The sequence below is a fragment of the Flavivirga sp. 57AJ16 genome, from assembly GCF_028736925.1.
In the GTDB taxonomy this organism is placed as follows: Bacteria; Bacteroidota; Bacteroidia; order Flavobacteriales; family Flavobacteriaceae; genus Flavivirga.
In genome coordinates this window covers 87,591-102,418 of the sequence record NZ_JAQZAT010000007.1, presented here as the reverse complement: position 1 = coordinate 102,418, position 14,828 = coordinate 87,591, and the positions used below count along the sequence as shown (strand labels likewise).

Sequence of the window (14,828 nt, the reverse complement as noted above, 5' to 3'; positions counted from 1 at the left end):
TACTAAACTTTAATTATTGCTTTAAAAGCCATTGTACATGTGCCCCCAACATTAACTTCAACTTTTTTATTGGTATTTACATCTACATAAACAGTTCCTTTTCTATGGAATGACTCTCCTTGTTTACACAGAATTGGTGAATTAAAAAACTTGTTATCTACAACTTTGTGGTGATGTAAATATTTTGCCAATGGAATACAAGAGTTTCCATTTACAGGATCTTCATCAATACCGATTGTTGGAGCAAACATCCTTCCATTACATATTAAACTTTCTACATTATTTATAGAATTTATATTGAACAAGAATATTGGTGGTAGATTATTACATTGCTGAAATGCCTTTAATTTGTTAAAATCAGGGATGAAATCAAAAAGACTTTCCTCCTGCTTAAGTAAAATTAGTAGTTTATCACTTATACTTTTTACAATTTGAATGGGATATTTTGAATCTAGAGAGTTGTTATCCAAGTTTAGAATTTTTAATAATCTATTTTGAATACTGTTATTTAATTCTTCCCCCATTTGGGCTGAATAAGAACCATAATAAAAAACCTCATTAGAAACTTGAACCTTAACAACATTTTTATTTGTTATGAACTCAATTGGTCCATAATTTCCAACTTGTTTAGCAAAAACAAAAGCAGCTGCAATTGTTGCATGACCACAAAAATCAATCTCTTGAGTAGGTGTGTAATATTTTAAAGTTGGTGGTAAGTTGTCTTTATTAAAACACACAAACACAGTCTCTGAATTATTAAATTCCCGCGCAATTTTAAGCATCAAATCTTCTGGTAATTTACCAGAATCCCATACCACAGTAGCTGGGTTACCTTGAAACTTTTCGTTTGTAAAAACATCTACTTGATAGACATTTAAAATTTTTCTCATACTCTTATGACCAAAAAAACCTCAATTTTGTGACAATTTCTTATAAAGAGATTATATAATTATTTTAATTGGTTGTATATCTGCTTATATCCACCCAATATACCTCACCTTTTTCCACCCCGTTCCAACTTTTGTCATTTGGATTGTTGTATCTTCTTGAATAAATAAGGTGCTTTCCATCTGGTAATACATAGGGACACATATACACCCAGCCTTCTTCAAAATTAATTCCCACATCAAGAAACTTTAATGGCTGCCATTTATTATCCCTTTTGTACGAAATGTAGAACCCTTTAGAATTCTTTGGTGTAGTAACCAAAAATTGTTCATCTGGTGATACATATGTCGTACCGTCATTCTCAACAGTGCTAATTGGCGGGCCCAAATTTTCTGGCTTTTCGAAAGTTCCATTTTCATTATATTGTGCTCGGTATATATCTCTCCCACCAAAACTATCTGGTCGATTAGAAGTGAAATATAAACTTCCATCGGCTACAACAATTGGGTATGATTCTACATACTCATCTGTTGAGACTGGATATGCAACTTTTGATGCTTTTTGCCATTTACCTTTTACTTTTTCACTTTTATAAATATCTGATGGGTTTTTGCCCGTAATATCTTGTGGACTGACTCCCAAGAAATACATGGTATTGCCATCTTGGGTTAAAGTCATGTCTATAGCGTGTGAAATGGAATCTTTATTGAACATATAAATGGGCTCTGGTTTAGACCACTTTTTTTGTTTTAATTCTGTATGAAATATTAAAAAATGCTTATTAACTATTCGCATAAAAAAGCACTCATCCATAGCATTATTAAAGACTACGTTTATTTCAACACTATCTGTATTTATAAAGTTTGGGGCTATGAGTTGAGGTTTATTAGCTGGAAGTTCAAAATTAGGTTGTACTTGACTATTTCTACAACTGACTATAAGTACAAACCATAAAAAAGATATTTTAAAAACAGATGAAAATCTCATAACTAGTTGAATTGTTTTTTTTCTTTAAAAATTAAGTATTCCATTATTATCCCTACAGAGATAAAACCAAGTGACATTAACCAAGGTTTTTGCATTGCATTATCTCCTGTTTGAAGGATTAACTCGGGTATTACTATCAATAAAACTCCCTTAATAAAGAACATAAAGCCTAAAGAGGAAACTAATATCTGCAATATATTTTTCCACTTGCAATGGATTACTAAAATGATCATCCCAATAAAAAAATGAACCATTCCAGATAGATTAATCAAAATAGGGTTTGTTGCTTTATGAGAAATTAGAGTTTCATAAAACTCACCTGATATCAAAAAACCGATACCTGTTATTATTAAATATGCTGACAAAATTTTAGCAATCTTTACTGTCATCTTTTTAAAAATTTTTGAATTTCCTTAATAGCTTCTGTTGGTTTTTCTTCCTGAACAAAATGCCCACAATCAAATTTCACAACTTTTGAGTTTGTCAATCTTTGTCTCCATTTTTCGAGGTATTCTAATGTGACAAACTCATCTTTGATTCCCCATAAAATCAGCCATGGTTTAGATTCCAAATCATGTAATTGCTCCCACTGTTGCTCATACCAACTGGAAGACCCTACTAGAGATTTCCCAATGTTTAATAAAGACCATCTTGAAGATTTATTTGGGAATGGCAAAATGTATTGCTTATGTACTTTTTTAGTTAATCTCTTCTTGCCATAAAAGCCTTTTTTAAGCAATACTTTTGGCGAGAAATTCATTCGCAAATAGAGAAACTTACCAATTGTACTATTCAATATTTTATCTACCTTTCGAGCGCCTTTATTACTCTTTGTTTCCCATAGCCAAGTATTAAACATTATCACTTGTTTAATTCTATTATGATTTTTAATCGCAGCCCCCAAACCTATAGGCCCACCAAAATCGTGAACAACCAATGTGATGTTTGATAAATTCAATTCTTGTATGAATTGAGATAAATTATTGGCATGAGCTTCAGGTGTTCCATCAAAACCTTCTGGTTTATCGGAAAGACCAAACCCTAAATTATCTACAGCAATACACCTGTATTCTTTTGATAATGCAGAAATAAAATTCCGGTATAGAAAAGACCAGGTAGGTGTACCATGAACAAATAGTATTATTTCTCCCTCACCTTCGTCTACATAATGAATTTTACCACTCTTTGTTTGAAAGTAATTTGATTTAAAAGGAAATACATTTTTATCTACCCAATTGTATTGATTAATTTTTGAGGCCATTAAAACTTTTTGTTTTACTCGTTTAACTAGTTCTCTATTTTTATTTTATCCAACCGACTGATTTTCTCCAATTATCATATTCTATTTTTCTTTCTTGAAAATCTATTGGTGGTGATTGATTCTCTTTCTCAACTCGCTTTTGCATTACTTGAATTTGTTCTTCAAGAGCGTTAAGACCGATAGATTTTCTTCTTTTGTTTACTTTGATTAAATCATCATATTGGTTTGGTCTTAAGTCTCCATTTTTGTTCCAGTCAAATTGCGTTCCATAGCGTTGAGGTTTTCCTTCAAAAACGGCTATACGATCTGTTAAGTAAGCCAAACTTATAGGGTTAGCCTTTTTTTGTTTAACTGCTTCCGATAATAACTTTGCACATTTTCTCATAAAGTTGGGTTGACTTATGGTATGTTGTATTATTAACCAAGCCGCTTCACTTGCTTCTTTACCCACTTTATCTTTGGTTGGATAACCAATTTCATCAATTAATTGATTTAATTCTTTTGCATTACTATTGTGCAATGCCTCCATTTCTTTGTTGTACCCTTTAGAAAGATTACCGCTTTTTATCAGTTCATTTCTTAATTTTTCATCTTGATTTTTTAAACCAATAATTTTTTGTGCTATTATTTTGGTATCCATATAATTGGTAAAAAGTGCATTGATTCAAGTCAAAAATTAATAAAAGCTAAAGTTGTCTTTTTACTTGGTATAAAAGTATTATTCTTTAACTCGAAAAAAATTAAGCTGGTTTAAGAAAGTTTATTTTTCCTGGTTTGTATAAATTAATTCAATCTAATTATATCATTGTCATTCGGAACCAATATCTTATTTATTAGATCATTAGATTTAAGAAACAATTTAATTTCTTCTCTAGTTAAACTACAGTGATTTATAGACTCAAGATGTACAGCTATAATTTTTGCTTCTGGCATTAATAGGCTTATTTGCTTTAACTCTTCTTTAGACAAGGTCATTAACTGACCTGGCTGAAGAACAGGATTTTCTTTGGTGAATTGACATTCTCCGGTATTTGCTATTATCCAACTTGGGCTAGACTTTTTTAAACTAGCAGTAAGCTTTTCATCTAGAATAGCATCACCTGTAATAAAGATTGAATTGTCATTAAATTTCACACTAAAGGAAGAAGACTCGCCAAAAGGGGGTTCGCCAGTAGCTCCAATATGATGGCTAGCTCCATATCTGCTTATAATAACTCCTTCCCAATTAAATTCTGAATTAATTGGGATGAGATTTTCAAATCCTTGATTTTGCAATGATTCCAAATCTGAAGGCTGACAAAAAAATGTTATGTGTTTTGGCAACGCATTAATTGCAGTACTGTCTAAATGGTCTGGATGATTATGAGTTAATAAAACAGCATCTATATTTTTAATGATATCTTCTACGCTAGTAGGTAAATTAGCTGTTGGATTTCTTATTTTATTTGAAAAAGGAATTGGGTCGTTTTCTCCTTTAGCTCCTAAAATAGGATCGATTAAGATGGTTTTATTGTTTACAGTAAGTTTTACTGTTGCGTTTCTAACAAGTTGCACTTTAACATCATTTTGAATTATTTCTTTAACTGATGCACAGCCTACAATTAGAAAACTTAAAAGATATATTATTTTTTTCATTTCGATTCAATTAATTATTAGCACTTAAATTTTTATTAGAATGATGTTTAAGTAAAGGTTAATGGCTTAATATTGCCTTTTAAAAAAAGTTTTGATTCCTCTGCATTTTTTACTTGAAATACTAGCAAATCATCATCAGAAAGCTCAAACTCCAAGATAGGCTCATTTGGTAATGTGATTGCATTATGAAAATTCACATGAATTTCAGATGCGCTTTTTTTATGCACCTTATTATAAATATGTTCAATTTCACATATTGAGTACCAACCATGAATTATTGAGCTTTTAAATCCTAGCATTTTAGAGAACAAACTAGATGTGTGTATAGGATTCTTATCTCCTGAAATTTTTGCGTATTCTTTTGCAATACTCGAATCTAATTTCCATTTTAGGCTTGAACTATATGTTTCAATACTCTCTTTTTCCTTATTGCTTCTTTTTGAGTTCTTTCTTGATTTTCGCTTAACTATATAAATACTCTTACAGCTACAAATATGCTTCCCATTTTGGTAGATTTCAACGAAGAAGACCGGTTTTAATGATCCTTCCGCTTTATAATCAACATTAACAGTTACTTTTATGTCTATTGGATGATTTGTGCTATAATCTAAATACATAACAAGATTATTCTCAATATGAATCATTCCTGGTATTGCCAAAGTAAATTTCTTGTCAAGCATTAAACTTGTTTGAGCTCTTTGTGCAAAAACATATAAATAAGAAATAGGTGTCTTGGTTGTAAAATTGAAATAATTAATGAACCTATCTAACTTAATTTTATCGATCTCTACTTTGTTGTAGAAATGTTTTAAATGAATACCCTCTTTTGATATTTTTTTCCCTTTTAATAGCGTTTTAAAAGCAGGTATAATTAAAGATTCCATTTTAGATAACCCCTTACTCATAATATTACTGTTTATAATTGTCTTTTTCCAATTGAGCTATATTTACCATCATTGAAACAGTATGATAAAGACCTACTAAAAAAATAATATCAATTATTTCACTTTCTGAAAAATAAAGCTTGAGGTTTTCTACTATATGATCTTCCACTTTTTCAGATTGCAATAAGGGCGTAATAACATCAAATACAGCAGCCTCTTTTTCATTCCATAATTCTGAATTGTATTTTAGGTTTTTTATATCCTTCAACTGTTCATTGGTAACCCCCATTTGAGCAGATATAGTATCTTCATGCAAAGAAAACTCATAATCATTTTTTGAGATTACACAGACCCTTAAAACTATTTTCTCTCTTAAATCTGGGGCTATTCTTTTTCTATCATATAGTCCTGTCTTTCCTATAAACTTACTTTCTACTAACTCACCAAAAAGCGCTTCATTTTTAGCAACTAACCGATACAAATTTGGGCTTGGAAGAACACTTGGAAATATCTTATCCATAAGCTCTTGTGTACTCGCACTAAGAGGCTTTTCTAAAGGTTTTATTCTATTTTTCATTATTCCTAAATATGATGTTTACTAAATTATTCTCGCTGGTATTTAAAAATTGTTGTACCTTGAAAACCTTCATCCAATATTGATTCTGTTACCATAATTGTCAAAGTATTGTTTAGCATGTTAACATTTATACTAATCATACTTTCTTCACTATCTACATTTGTTGGCTTTATTATAACCTGCCCTTCTTCTACATACCATTTCGCATTTGAATAGTATAATATATCGGCCAACGAAAAGTATGTTTGATGAACCAATACATTACCAGATGCTGTTACCTTGTATTGCTTTGATTCAAACTTTACATAACCTTCAGACTGGATAACTTTTGGGGATTCTAAAAATTCAATTTTATTGGTAGATTCTGTATATAACTCAGAAATTAAATACTCATTTGAATCTCTATGTAAAGTATATTCGCTTTCATAATCAATAAGTACCCATTTACCAATTAATTCCTTTGAAACCAAGTCATCAGGACTTACTATATTTTCTTCTGTACTACATGAAAAATTTAATAATGAGAGAAATAAACAAACTAATAAATGAACATAAAAAGAGAATGCATTGTGTTTTTTAAATATCTTTTTCATTATTTGTATGTTTTAGCAGTACTGTTATTAAATCATTTATTTCTGTTTTCACCCCATATCTCTTGCCATATGAAGAAATAACCCCATTTTTAGCATTAACTTCAATAGGTTTGCCGTTAAGCCTGTCAGTTAGCATAGAACTTCCTTTTGATCCTGATGAGCTTTTTATGTCTTCTACTAATTCCCTTAAAAAGTCATCTTCAATTTTAGCCCCAGATAGATTTGCAACATCAATGCCTTCGCTGATAATTTTAGCACATAACTTCAGGATTTCAGGATCTTTTAACACCCAGCTCTTTTCACCAATAAGCGCCAGAATACCACCTGTTGCACTACTTATAATTATCTTTTTCCAATTTTCGGTTACATAATTATCGGCCTCATTAAACGACACACTTTTATGATTAAATAGAGTTATAAAATCTCTAAATACATGACTATTTTTTGATGTAATTAATGCTCTGTTTAATTGTTTATAAGTTTGATTACCCATTTCTTCTACAGGACAGTCTATCATACACTCGATTACTTTATTTTCATCTACAAGTCCTTGAATAGACTCTTTTAAATTGATACCATTTCTTACTAAAGCGACTTTAGTATTTGAACTGATTAATTTCTTTAAATCACTTAAAGCACTTTTATAATGATACTCTTTCAAACAGATAATTAACCAGTCTAGGTTATAGCTTGTATCTACATTGGATAATTCAATTTCTTTTTCATATTGAACTCCATTACACAAAATTTTGATCTTATCTCTGTTCGATCTATTATAATAATACACCTTATGCTCGCCATTGATTTTTACGGCTAGTGCAGAACCTATGGCACCAAGTCCGAAAATTCCAATTTTCATTTTGCTTGTTTTAAATTGTTAAAATGAGGATAAACTAAATATTTGCACTAAACTTTATTATCAATAAAAAGCCCTCGATGTATTAAGTTTACATTTATTGGTTTAATACCAATTTCTCTAGTCCAAACTGATATTTGCCCCATATGATGTATTTCGTGAGCAATAATATGCCTTAAAGCTTCACCATATGTACATATTATTTTATCACCGTTTAGGGTTTTTATCTCTAGGATTTGATATTCATAATCAGTCGTAATTCGACGTACAACATATTTTACAGCTTCATGATTATTGTTTGACAACCTTTTAATTTTATCTAAAGTTTTATAATCATTAAACTTTTCATTTGAAATTGGAAAACCTTTTAAATCTTGAATCCAGTTATGCTCCACTTGTATAACATGAAATAATGTCTTTGCAATACTGCCATGTCCTCCAGTCCGCACTTTTAAAAACTCATCTTTTGGAATAGTTTTTAAAAGTTCGAACCATTCACTTCTTATTTGCCAATTGTATTCAAATAGATGCTTCATTACAAAATGCTCAATTAACCAACACCTAGCCTTGTACTTATTGCAATTCTATTCCAAGCATTGATTATTGTTGCAGCCATAATGATCGCAATAATTGTTTCTTCATCGAATAAACGTGTAGCTTGGTTATAAGTTTCATCTGTTAATTCTTTTTGTTGAATTAAAGTGATCTCTTCTGTCATTTTTAAAATGACCTTTTCTTCTTCTGAAAATAAACTTGATTCTTTCCAGGCATTAAGAAGATGTAAGCGTTGATGAGTTTCGCCCGCCTTTAGAGCTTCTTCAGTATGCATATTAATGCAATAAGCACAACCATTGATTTGTGAAGCACGCATCTTAATCAATGAAATCTGTTTTTTGTTTAAAGGGGAATTGTTAAGAAAACTTTCTAAAGCAAACATTCCTTCGTACGCTTTAGGTTGAGATTGATAAATATTTACTCTACTTTTCATATTGAATGAGTTTTAATTTTAAACAAAATTAAGTGTAAAGATTATCAATCTTCTTAAGCTGGTTTAAGAACGTACTTTTGCTCTTATTTCACTAACATACTCTGGTGTTAACCCAAGATATGAAGCAATTAAATATTGCGGAACTCTTTCTGAAAACTGTGGAAAATGATCTGTAAAGCAGAAGTACAATTCTTCCTTTGAAAATTTAAACATGTGCATCATTCTAAACTGGAAAGCGCCATAAGCAATTTGATAAGTTTGCCTAAAATAAGATTCTAACTTTGGAAATTTCTGTAACAACTTTTCATAATTATCATATGTAATACTCAATAGTTTTGAAGCTTCAATTGATTTTACATAAAAACTTGTGGGACTTTGATTATAGAAAGCCAAAAAGTCACCTATCCACCAATTTTCTATAGAGAATTGGATTGTTCGTTCCATCCCTCTATCATCTATAAAGTATAAATTCAAGCAACCTTTAGCCGTAAAAAAAATATGATTGCATTTCTCACAAGGCTCATAGATTATCTTTTTTTTACCAACGTTTATTTCTTCGAAAAAACTATTTATTTCTAAAAAGGTAGTTCTATCTATATCTGTGTATTGATTGAAATGATTATACAGTTCCTTATTTTTCATTTAAGTCAATAATTATTTTTTAGTTTGTTTTATAAAAGTTAATTTTTAAATGAATCATTAAAATCCCATTTACAGATTACCTTTACCTTGCTTTTAGCACCTAATCTATTATAAAACCTCAAAGCAGATTCATTCTTTTCTTCGACTTCCCATTTAATAATAGCTATTCGATTTTCAACACAAATTTTCTTCGCTTCAATCATTAGTTTTTCACCTACTCTATTGTTTCTATAATTTTCATTTACGTACAAATCATCCAAAAGCATATGCCTTCTTCCTATCCATATACTATAATTCCAAGTAAACGATAAATAGCCAACGGCTTTTTCTTTATTGTAGGCCAATAAGAATGAACAATCAGGATTTTCTTTAAATATTGCTTTCCGCAATAAACCTACATTTGTTTCAACATATTTATCCGGATTTTGATTAGCCGCCAGTTGCTTAATTAAATCTATAATAATGTATTCATCACCCTTCTTTGCTTCTTTTACTGTAATCATTTAACTTTTTGTAATTTCTTAAACTCGTTACTTAACAATCCGTAATAAATTAAATCAACAATCTTTCCTGATGATGTTTTATAATCGCATCTTAATTTACCTTCTTTAACAAATCCACATTTCTCTGCTATAGTTTTCATAGGTAAATTAGTTTCATGCGTTCTTAAGAATACTTTTGTGAATTTAAACTTGTAAAAACAGTATTCCAAAAAGTTATGTAATAAGGTTTCTGTTAGTCCTTTTCCTTTATAATTTCTATCGATGAAACATCCTAATTCTGCCTTTGGTATTGACCAATCAATATTTTTAAGATCGAAAAACATGACAATATTATTAGTTAAAGAGTCAATAATTAAAAATATATAGTAATTCTTTTTATAGCTACTAATTAAAACATCATCAATGAACATTTTTGTTTCAATTAATGTTTTTGTTTTTGATGTTAATCCAGATAAATATTCTTTAATATCATCTCTATTTTCATCAATTAATTGATAAAAATTGTTCAAATCATCCGATTTTATTTCCCTTATTAAAAACTTATCATCTTTTATCATGAGACTTTTAACATCAATTGTATTGACAATATAAAAGTAAAAAATGTGACAATTAATTGAAAAATTTTATTTTTTAGTCACACAAATACTATGTCTTTAGTCTAATAAATAGAGATTTAATAAAAAATGAGACAAATAAAAACTTTTTCTATTTCCTATGAAATTGAAAAAAAGAACCATATTGGATTTATTGCCTATCCAACTCATATTACCAAGCCTTTACCTGCCATAATTGTAATTCATGCATTTGGAGGAATTTCAAATTTTGAAAGAGATAAAGTTATTGAGTTAGCAAAAGAAGGCTTTTTTTCGTTTGCGCTTGACCTCTATGAAAATGGTAAAAATGCAAAATCTGAAGAAGAAGCCTACAAGTTGATGAATAACCTATTAAACAACAAAAACGTTTTATTAAACAAAATCAATCAGTCTATTGAGGTATTAAAAGAATACAGGCAAGTAAATTTAAATCAAATAAACGCACTTGGTTTTTGTTTTGGTGGACGGTGTGTTTTGGAGTATGCTTTATCAAAAAACACTCTAAAAAATGCTATAAGTTTTCATGGGGAATTTCCTGAAAATATATCTTTAGATAGAGTTTCGACAAATGTATTAGTTGCTCATGGATATAATGATCCATTAACACAAGACAATAAATTAAATAGTTTTTTAGAACTCTTAAACATGTACAATGTAAATTGGGAACTACAACTTTTTGGTAATACAGGACATGCTTTTACCAATCCTAAAGCCCAGTTTCCTGAAAAGGGCATGTTATATAATCCATTAGCTACAGAAAGGGCATGGACATCTATGTTAGACTTTATAAAAAAACAAGATGAATAAAGCTTTTATTTTTGACATGGATGGCGTTATAATTGATACCGAATCCTTTTGGGAAAGTGCAGAGTATAATGTTTTTAGTAAATTAGGTGTCAAGGTGTTAAAAGAATATTCACATATTACAAAAAATATGGATATGAGGAGCGTCTGTAATTTTTGGTATGAAAAACAGCCATGGGGAAATAAAAATTTTGATATTATTGAACAAGAAGTTTTAAATGAAGTTAAATCTCAAATTAAGGACAAAGGAGTACTAATACCTGGAATTAAAGAACTTTTAAAGAAAATAAAAACAGAAGGTTATAAAGTTGGTATTTCCAGTAATGCACCATTAAGCTTAATAAAATTTGTAGTAACAAATTTTAAAATAGAGAATTATTTTGATTGTATTTGTTCGGCTGATTTAGTAGAAAATGCAAAACCCTTCCCAGATGTTTATTTGTTGTCTTCAAAATTACTGAAGATACCTGTTGAAGACTGTATTGCTATAGAGGACTCTATTACTGGCCTAAAAGCTGCAAAAAGAGCAAATATGTCAACCATTTATTTTAACAACTTTTTATTTAATATAAACTATAAAAAAGAACTCATAGACTATCATATTTCAGATTTTAAAAAAATTAACATCAAAAATATAATATAATTATGTCACATTTAACATAGGAGATATTGTCTTATTATAATATTTTGATTTCATTATGAAAAACTACCAACAAATTCTTATACCATACGCTTACAATATTCTTGGCTCTCTTGAAGATGCGAAAGATGCCATTCAAGATGTAATACTAAAGTATACGAATTTAGATAAAGCGCATATTGAAAATGAAAAAGCCTATTTAATAAAAAGCGTCATTAATCACTCGATAAATATTAAAGAAAGAAAGAAAAAGTTTCAAAAAGTTGAAGTTTGGCTTCCTGAACCAATTACCACAGAAGAATCTGATAAAAATCTAATTTTAACCGATTTGTTATCGTATTCCCTACTTATTCTTCTTGAAAATTTGAATCCTAAAGAACGAGCAGTATATATACTAAAAAGTGCGTTTAATTACTCTCATGAGGATATAGCAAAAGTTTTAAACATCACAAGCAGTAATTCACGAAAAATATACAGTAGGGCAAAAATTAAATTGAATGAAGACAAATCCATTCTTCAAAATATGGGCGAAAATGATACTAAATATTTAGAAGACTTTATTGATGCAGTACGAAATAAGGATTTAGTTAAAATGGAACAGATTTTAACGGATGATGTTGCCTTTTATGCAGATGGTGGAGAAAAAATACCAATTGTAGCTGGAAAATGTTTTGGTTTAAAAAAGGTTTCTGAATTGTTGATTTACGTTTACCATAAATTTAACAGTAAATGCATTGTAAAGTTAGGTAGCGTAAACCACAACCCTTGTTTGTTTTACTTTACAAAAAAGGGGAAGTTGAAAGTTTGTCAAGTAATAGAAATTTCAAATAAAGAACATAAAATAAAATCTATTAGTAGTTTATTAGATCCTAAAAAATTAGTGACTCTTGAAAAATCTTTATTTAACTAAAAATTTCTTTTTACATCTAAAACATTTTGAAATTATAATATAATACTTACAAAATAATCACTTTATATATATGTGTGTGTAAAAATCAGCATATAAAACCATAAATAAAGAATCATTCCTACGGAAATTTATGAATGGGATTTTAACTAAAAGAATTTTGATAGAATTAAACAAATTGTTCTTTCAGAGAATATAATTTACCTTGACACAAATACCCTTAATACATTCAAAATCCAGATAAATAAAAAATTATTCTTGATTTACAGTTTTCTTTTCAAGATAATAAGTCACATTTTTTTTTAAGTGTTTGTCATATCTAAAAATAATACAAATAATTATGAGAACATTATTAAGAATTGACACAAGCCCTAGAATGGAGGGCTCACACTCCAGAGAACTAGCTGAATATTTCGAATATAAATGGAGACAAAAAAATCTTGGTGGCAAAGTTATTAAAAGAGACCTTGTTGAAACTCAAATACCCCATTTAACAAATAATACCATAAGTGGGTTCTATTCTTCTGAAGAAAGTATGACTGCTGATATGAAAAAAGAAACTATTTTTTCAAACCAATTAATAGCTGAACTTTTAGATGCGGATGATATATTAATAAGTAACCCCATGTATAACTTCAGCATACCATCGAGTTTAAAAGCATTTATTGATCAAACCGTTCGTATCAACAAAACTTTCAGTATTGATACCGAAGGTAATTATGAAGGTTTACTAAATAACAAAACAGCATATTTACTTAATGTAAAAGGTGGTGTTTATAAAGGCACCCCAAGTGAAGCATATGACTATCAAGAGAATTATTTAAAAGCAATACTTGGGTTTTTAGGTATAACGGATTATCATACGTTATCAATAGAAGGCACAAGCAACCTTGAGCAATTAAAAACAAACAAAGCAAAAGCTTTAAGTAACATAGATAAACTATTTTAAAACAATTTCAATGAATTATTTCGAAGACACTTTAGAAGACAATGCAACAGTAGTTTTACCTCATGAAGGTAATGAGCTTAATATCAATGAAATGATTTTAAACTTCAAAATCACCAGTAATGAAACCAATGATCAATTAGGAATCTATAAAATAACACTTCCCCCAAAAAGTATAGGTGCCAAGTTGCACTATCATAGGTTCATGGATGAAACTTTTATGGTTACTGAAGGGATAGTAACCATAGAAGCCGGAACGGAAGAATATAAAGGAGATGTAGGAACTATTGTGTATGTTCCTAGGCTTACACCTCATGCTTTTAGAAACGACACTAATAAACCCGCATCGATAACACTTATATTTAACCCTGCCCAAAAAAGAGAAGGTTTTTTTAAAGGTTTATATGAAACTTTAAATGAAACACCAATTAATCCGGAAAAGTATTTAAAGTTGTACAATAAATATGATAGTTTTCCTGTGGACAAATCAAATATGCTTCCTGTGTATAAAGAATAATATTACAATAAAAACAAGAGTGATATATATTTATTTCGTCATTAATATAGACTATAGGGGTTGTGAAATAGTAGCTAATTACATTTTCGAGTTAATATTCTCTTCATTTTTTATTTTACTGTAACAGGCTTCATTTTAATGTGTCTAAATAACAGAAACAATTAAAACAATTAAAATAATTAAAATGAAGAAACAATTGCCAGAAAAAACATTTGACGTACAAAGCATCGAAATTTATGCTAATTACAAAAAAGCTTTTGATTTTATAGCTGAACCTAAAAACTTACCGTTATGGACAAAAGCTTTTACAAAAGTAGAAAAAGAATCTGCAACAATGGTCACAGAAAATGGAGAGATAAACATTAAATTAGAAACTATAATATCTAAAGATTTAGGAATTATTGATTGGGTTATGACAATGCCTGACGGCAGTATAGGAAAAGCTTTTTCTAGAATTTCTGAAAACGGCAAAACTAGCATTTACACTTTTACTTTACTAGCGCCACCTGTACCTTTAGAAGAATTAGAAGGAACTTTAAAAATTCAAAAATTATTGTTAGCACAAGAATTAATGAAATTGAAGAGCATTCTTGAAGTAAATTAAATT

21 protein-coding genes are annotated in these 14,828 nt (G+C 29.3%); 6 read left to right on the top strand and 15 right to left on the bottom strand.

What is annotated here, in order from left to right:
- Positions 1 to 2: 2 nt before the first annotated feature.
- From PQO00_RS09435 to PQO00_RS09365, 15 genes are all read right to left on the bottom strand, one after another.
- Positions 3 to 890, bottom strand: coding sequence for a PhzF family phenazine biosynthesis isomerase (locus PQO00_RS09435; protein ID WP_274184597.1), 888 nt, complete (start codon positions 888 to 890; stop codon positions 3 to 5).
- A gap of 64 nt (positions 891 to 954) precedes the next feature.
- Positions 955 to 1,875: a hypothetical protein gene (locus PQO00_RS09430; RefSeq protein WP_274184596.1), complete on the bottom strand. Its 921-nt coding sequence runs from the start codon at positions 1,873 to 1,875 to the stop codon at positions 955 to 957.
- A 2-nt stretch (positions 1,876 to 1,877) separates the two neighbouring features.
- Complete coding sequence (locus PQO00_RS09425) at positions 1,878 to 2,264, bottom strand: hypothetical protein (protein ID WP_274184595.1); 387 nt, start codon at positions 2,262 to 2,264, stop codon at positions 1,878 to 1,880.
- Positions 2,261 to 3,136: an alpha/beta fold hydrolase gene (locus PQO00_RS09420; protein ID WP_274184594.1), complete on the bottom strand. Its 876-nt coding sequence runs from the start codon at positions 3,134 to 3,136 to the stop codon at positions 2,261 to 2,263. Before PQO00_RS09420 ends, PQO00_RS09425 begins: the two co-directional genes overlap by 4 nt.
- Before the next feature lie 40 nt (positions 3,137 to 3,176).
- Positions 3,177 to 3,776: a DUF6624 domain-containing protein gene (locus tag PQO00_RS09415; protein WP_274184593.1), complete on the bottom strand. Its 600-nt coding sequence runs from the start codon at positions 3,774 to 3,776 to the stop codon at positions 3,177 to 3,179.
- A gap of 143 nt (positions 3,777 to 3,919) precedes the next feature.
- On the bottom strand, positions 3,920 to 4,771 hold the full coding sequence (locus PQO00_RS09410; RefSeq protein ID WP_274184592.1) for an MBL fold metallo-hydrolase: 852 nt from the start codon (positions 4,769 to 4,771) through the stop codon (positions 3,920 to 3,922).
- A 47-nt stretch (positions 4,772 to 4,818) separates the two neighbouring features.
- Positions 4,819 to 5,676 carry a MaoC/PaaZ C-terminal domain-containing protein gene (locus tag PQO00_RS09405; protein ID WP_274184591.1) on the bottom strand — a complete coding sequence of 286 codons (858 nt, stop codon included), beginning with the start codon at positions 5,674 to 5,676 and terminating at the stop codon, positions 4,819 to 4,821.
- 4 nt (positions 5,677 to 5,680) lie between these two features.
- Positions 5,681 to 6,232: a carboxymuconolactone decarboxylase family protein gene (locus PQO00_RS09400; protein WP_274184590.1), complete on the bottom strand. Its 552-nt coding sequence runs from the start codon at positions 6,230 to 6,232 to the stop codon at positions 5,681 to 5,683.
- Positions 6,233 to 6,258: 26 nt separating this feature from the next.
- Positions 6,259 to 6,825: a hypothetical protein gene (locus PQO00_RS09395; RefSeq protein WP_274184589.1), complete on the bottom strand. Its 567-nt coding sequence runs from the start codon at positions 6,823 to 6,825 to the stop codon at positions 6,259 to 6,261.
- A complete protein-coding gene (locus PQO00_RS09390) occupies positions 6,809 to 7,684 on the bottom strand; it encodes a ketopantoate reductase family protein (RefSeq protein WP_274184588.1) in 876 nt (291 codons plus the stop codon). The genes PQO00_RS09395 and PQO00_RS09390 overlap by 17 nt, the downstream gene beginning before the upstream one ends.
- Positions 7,685 to 7,731: 47 nt before the next feature.
- Positions 7,732 to 8,217, bottom strand: a complete 486-nt coding sequence (locus tag PQO00_RS09385) for a DinB family protein (protein ID WP_274184587.1) — start codon at positions 8,215 to 8,217, stop codon at positions 7,732 to 7,734.
- Positions 8,218 to 8,231: 14 nt separating this feature from the next.
- Positions 8,232 to 8,669 carry a carboxymuconolactone decarboxylase family protein gene (locus PQO00_RS09380; protein WP_274184586.1) on the bottom strand — a complete coding sequence of 146 codons (438 nt, stop codon included), beginning with the start codon at positions 8,667 to 8,669 and terminating at the stop codon, positions 8,232 to 8,234.
- Positions 8,670 to 8,732: 63 nt separating this feature from the next.
- Positions 8,733 to 9,311, bottom strand: coding sequence for a Crp/Fnr family transcriptional regulator (locus PQO00_RS09375; RefSeq protein ID WP_274184585.1), 579 nt, complete (start codon positions 9,309 to 9,311; stop codon positions 8,733 to 8,735).
- 38 nt (positions 9,312 to 9,349) lie between these two features.
- Positions 9,350 to 9,814, bottom strand: coding sequence for a GNAT family N-acetyltransferase (locus PQO00_RS09370; protein ID WP_274184584.1), 465 nt, complete (start codon positions 9,812 to 9,814; stop codon positions 9,350 to 9,352).
- Positions 9,811 to 10,371 carry a GNAT family N-acetyltransferase gene (locus PQO00_RS09365; protein WP_274184583.1) on the bottom strand — a complete coding sequence of 187 codons (561 nt, stop codon included), beginning with the start codon at positions 10,369 to 10,371 and terminating at the stop codon, positions 9,811 to 9,813. Before PQO00_RS09365 ends, PQO00_RS09370 begins: the two co-directional genes overlap by 4 nt.
- A gap of 126 nt (positions 10,372 to 10,497) precedes the next feature.
- On the opposite strand from PQO00_RS09365, the gene PQO00_RS09360 reads away from it, so the two are divergent.
- The 6 genes from PQO00_RS09360 to PQO00_RS09335 all read left to right on the top strand — a co-directional run bounded on the left by PQO00_RS09360 (position 10,498) and on the right by PQO00_RS09335 (position 14,825).
- On the top strand, positions 10,498 to 11,214 hold the full coding sequence (locus PQO00_RS09360; RefSeq protein WP_274184582.1) for a dienelactone hydrolase family protein: 717 nt from the start codon (positions 10,498 to 10,500) through the stop codon (positions 11,212 to 11,214).
- Positions 11,207 to 11,854 (top strand): HAD family phosphatase, encoded by a 648-nt coding sequence (locus PQO00_RS09355; protein WP_274184581.1) that lies wholly within the window; start codon positions 11,207 to 11,209, stop codon positions 11,852 to 11,854. The genes PQO00_RS09360 and PQO00_RS09355 overlap by 8 nt, the downstream gene beginning before the upstream one ends.
- Before the next feature lie 55 nt (positions 11,855 to 11,909).
- On the top strand, positions 11,910 to 12,761 hold the full coding sequence (locus tag PQO00_RS09350) for a sigma-70 family RNA polymerase sigma factor (RefSeq protein WP_274184580.1): 852 nt from the start codon (positions 11,910 to 11,912) through the stop codon (positions 12,759 to 12,761).
- 337 nt (positions 12,762 to 13,098) lie between these two features.
- A complete protein-coding gene (locus PQO00_RS09345; RefSeq protein ID WP_274184579.1) occupies positions 13,099 to 13,707 on the top strand; it encodes an FMN-dependent NADH-azoreductase in 609 nt (202 codons plus the stop codon).
- A gap of 10 nt (positions 13,708 to 13,717) precedes the next feature.
- Positions 13,718 to 14,221, top strand: coding sequence for a cupin domain-containing protein (locus tag PQO00_RS09340; protein ID WP_274184578.1), 504 nt, complete (start codon positions 13,718 to 13,720; stop codon positions 14,219 to 14,221).
- A 184-nt stretch (positions 14,222 to 14,405) separates the two neighbouring features.
- Positions 14,406 to 14,825, top strand: coding sequence for a hypothetical protein (locus PQO00_RS09335; RefSeq protein ID WP_274184577.1), 420 nt, complete (start codon positions 14,406 to 14,408; stop codon positions 14,823 to 14,825).
- The last annotated feature ends 3 nt before the right edge of the window (positions 14,826 to 14,828 follow it).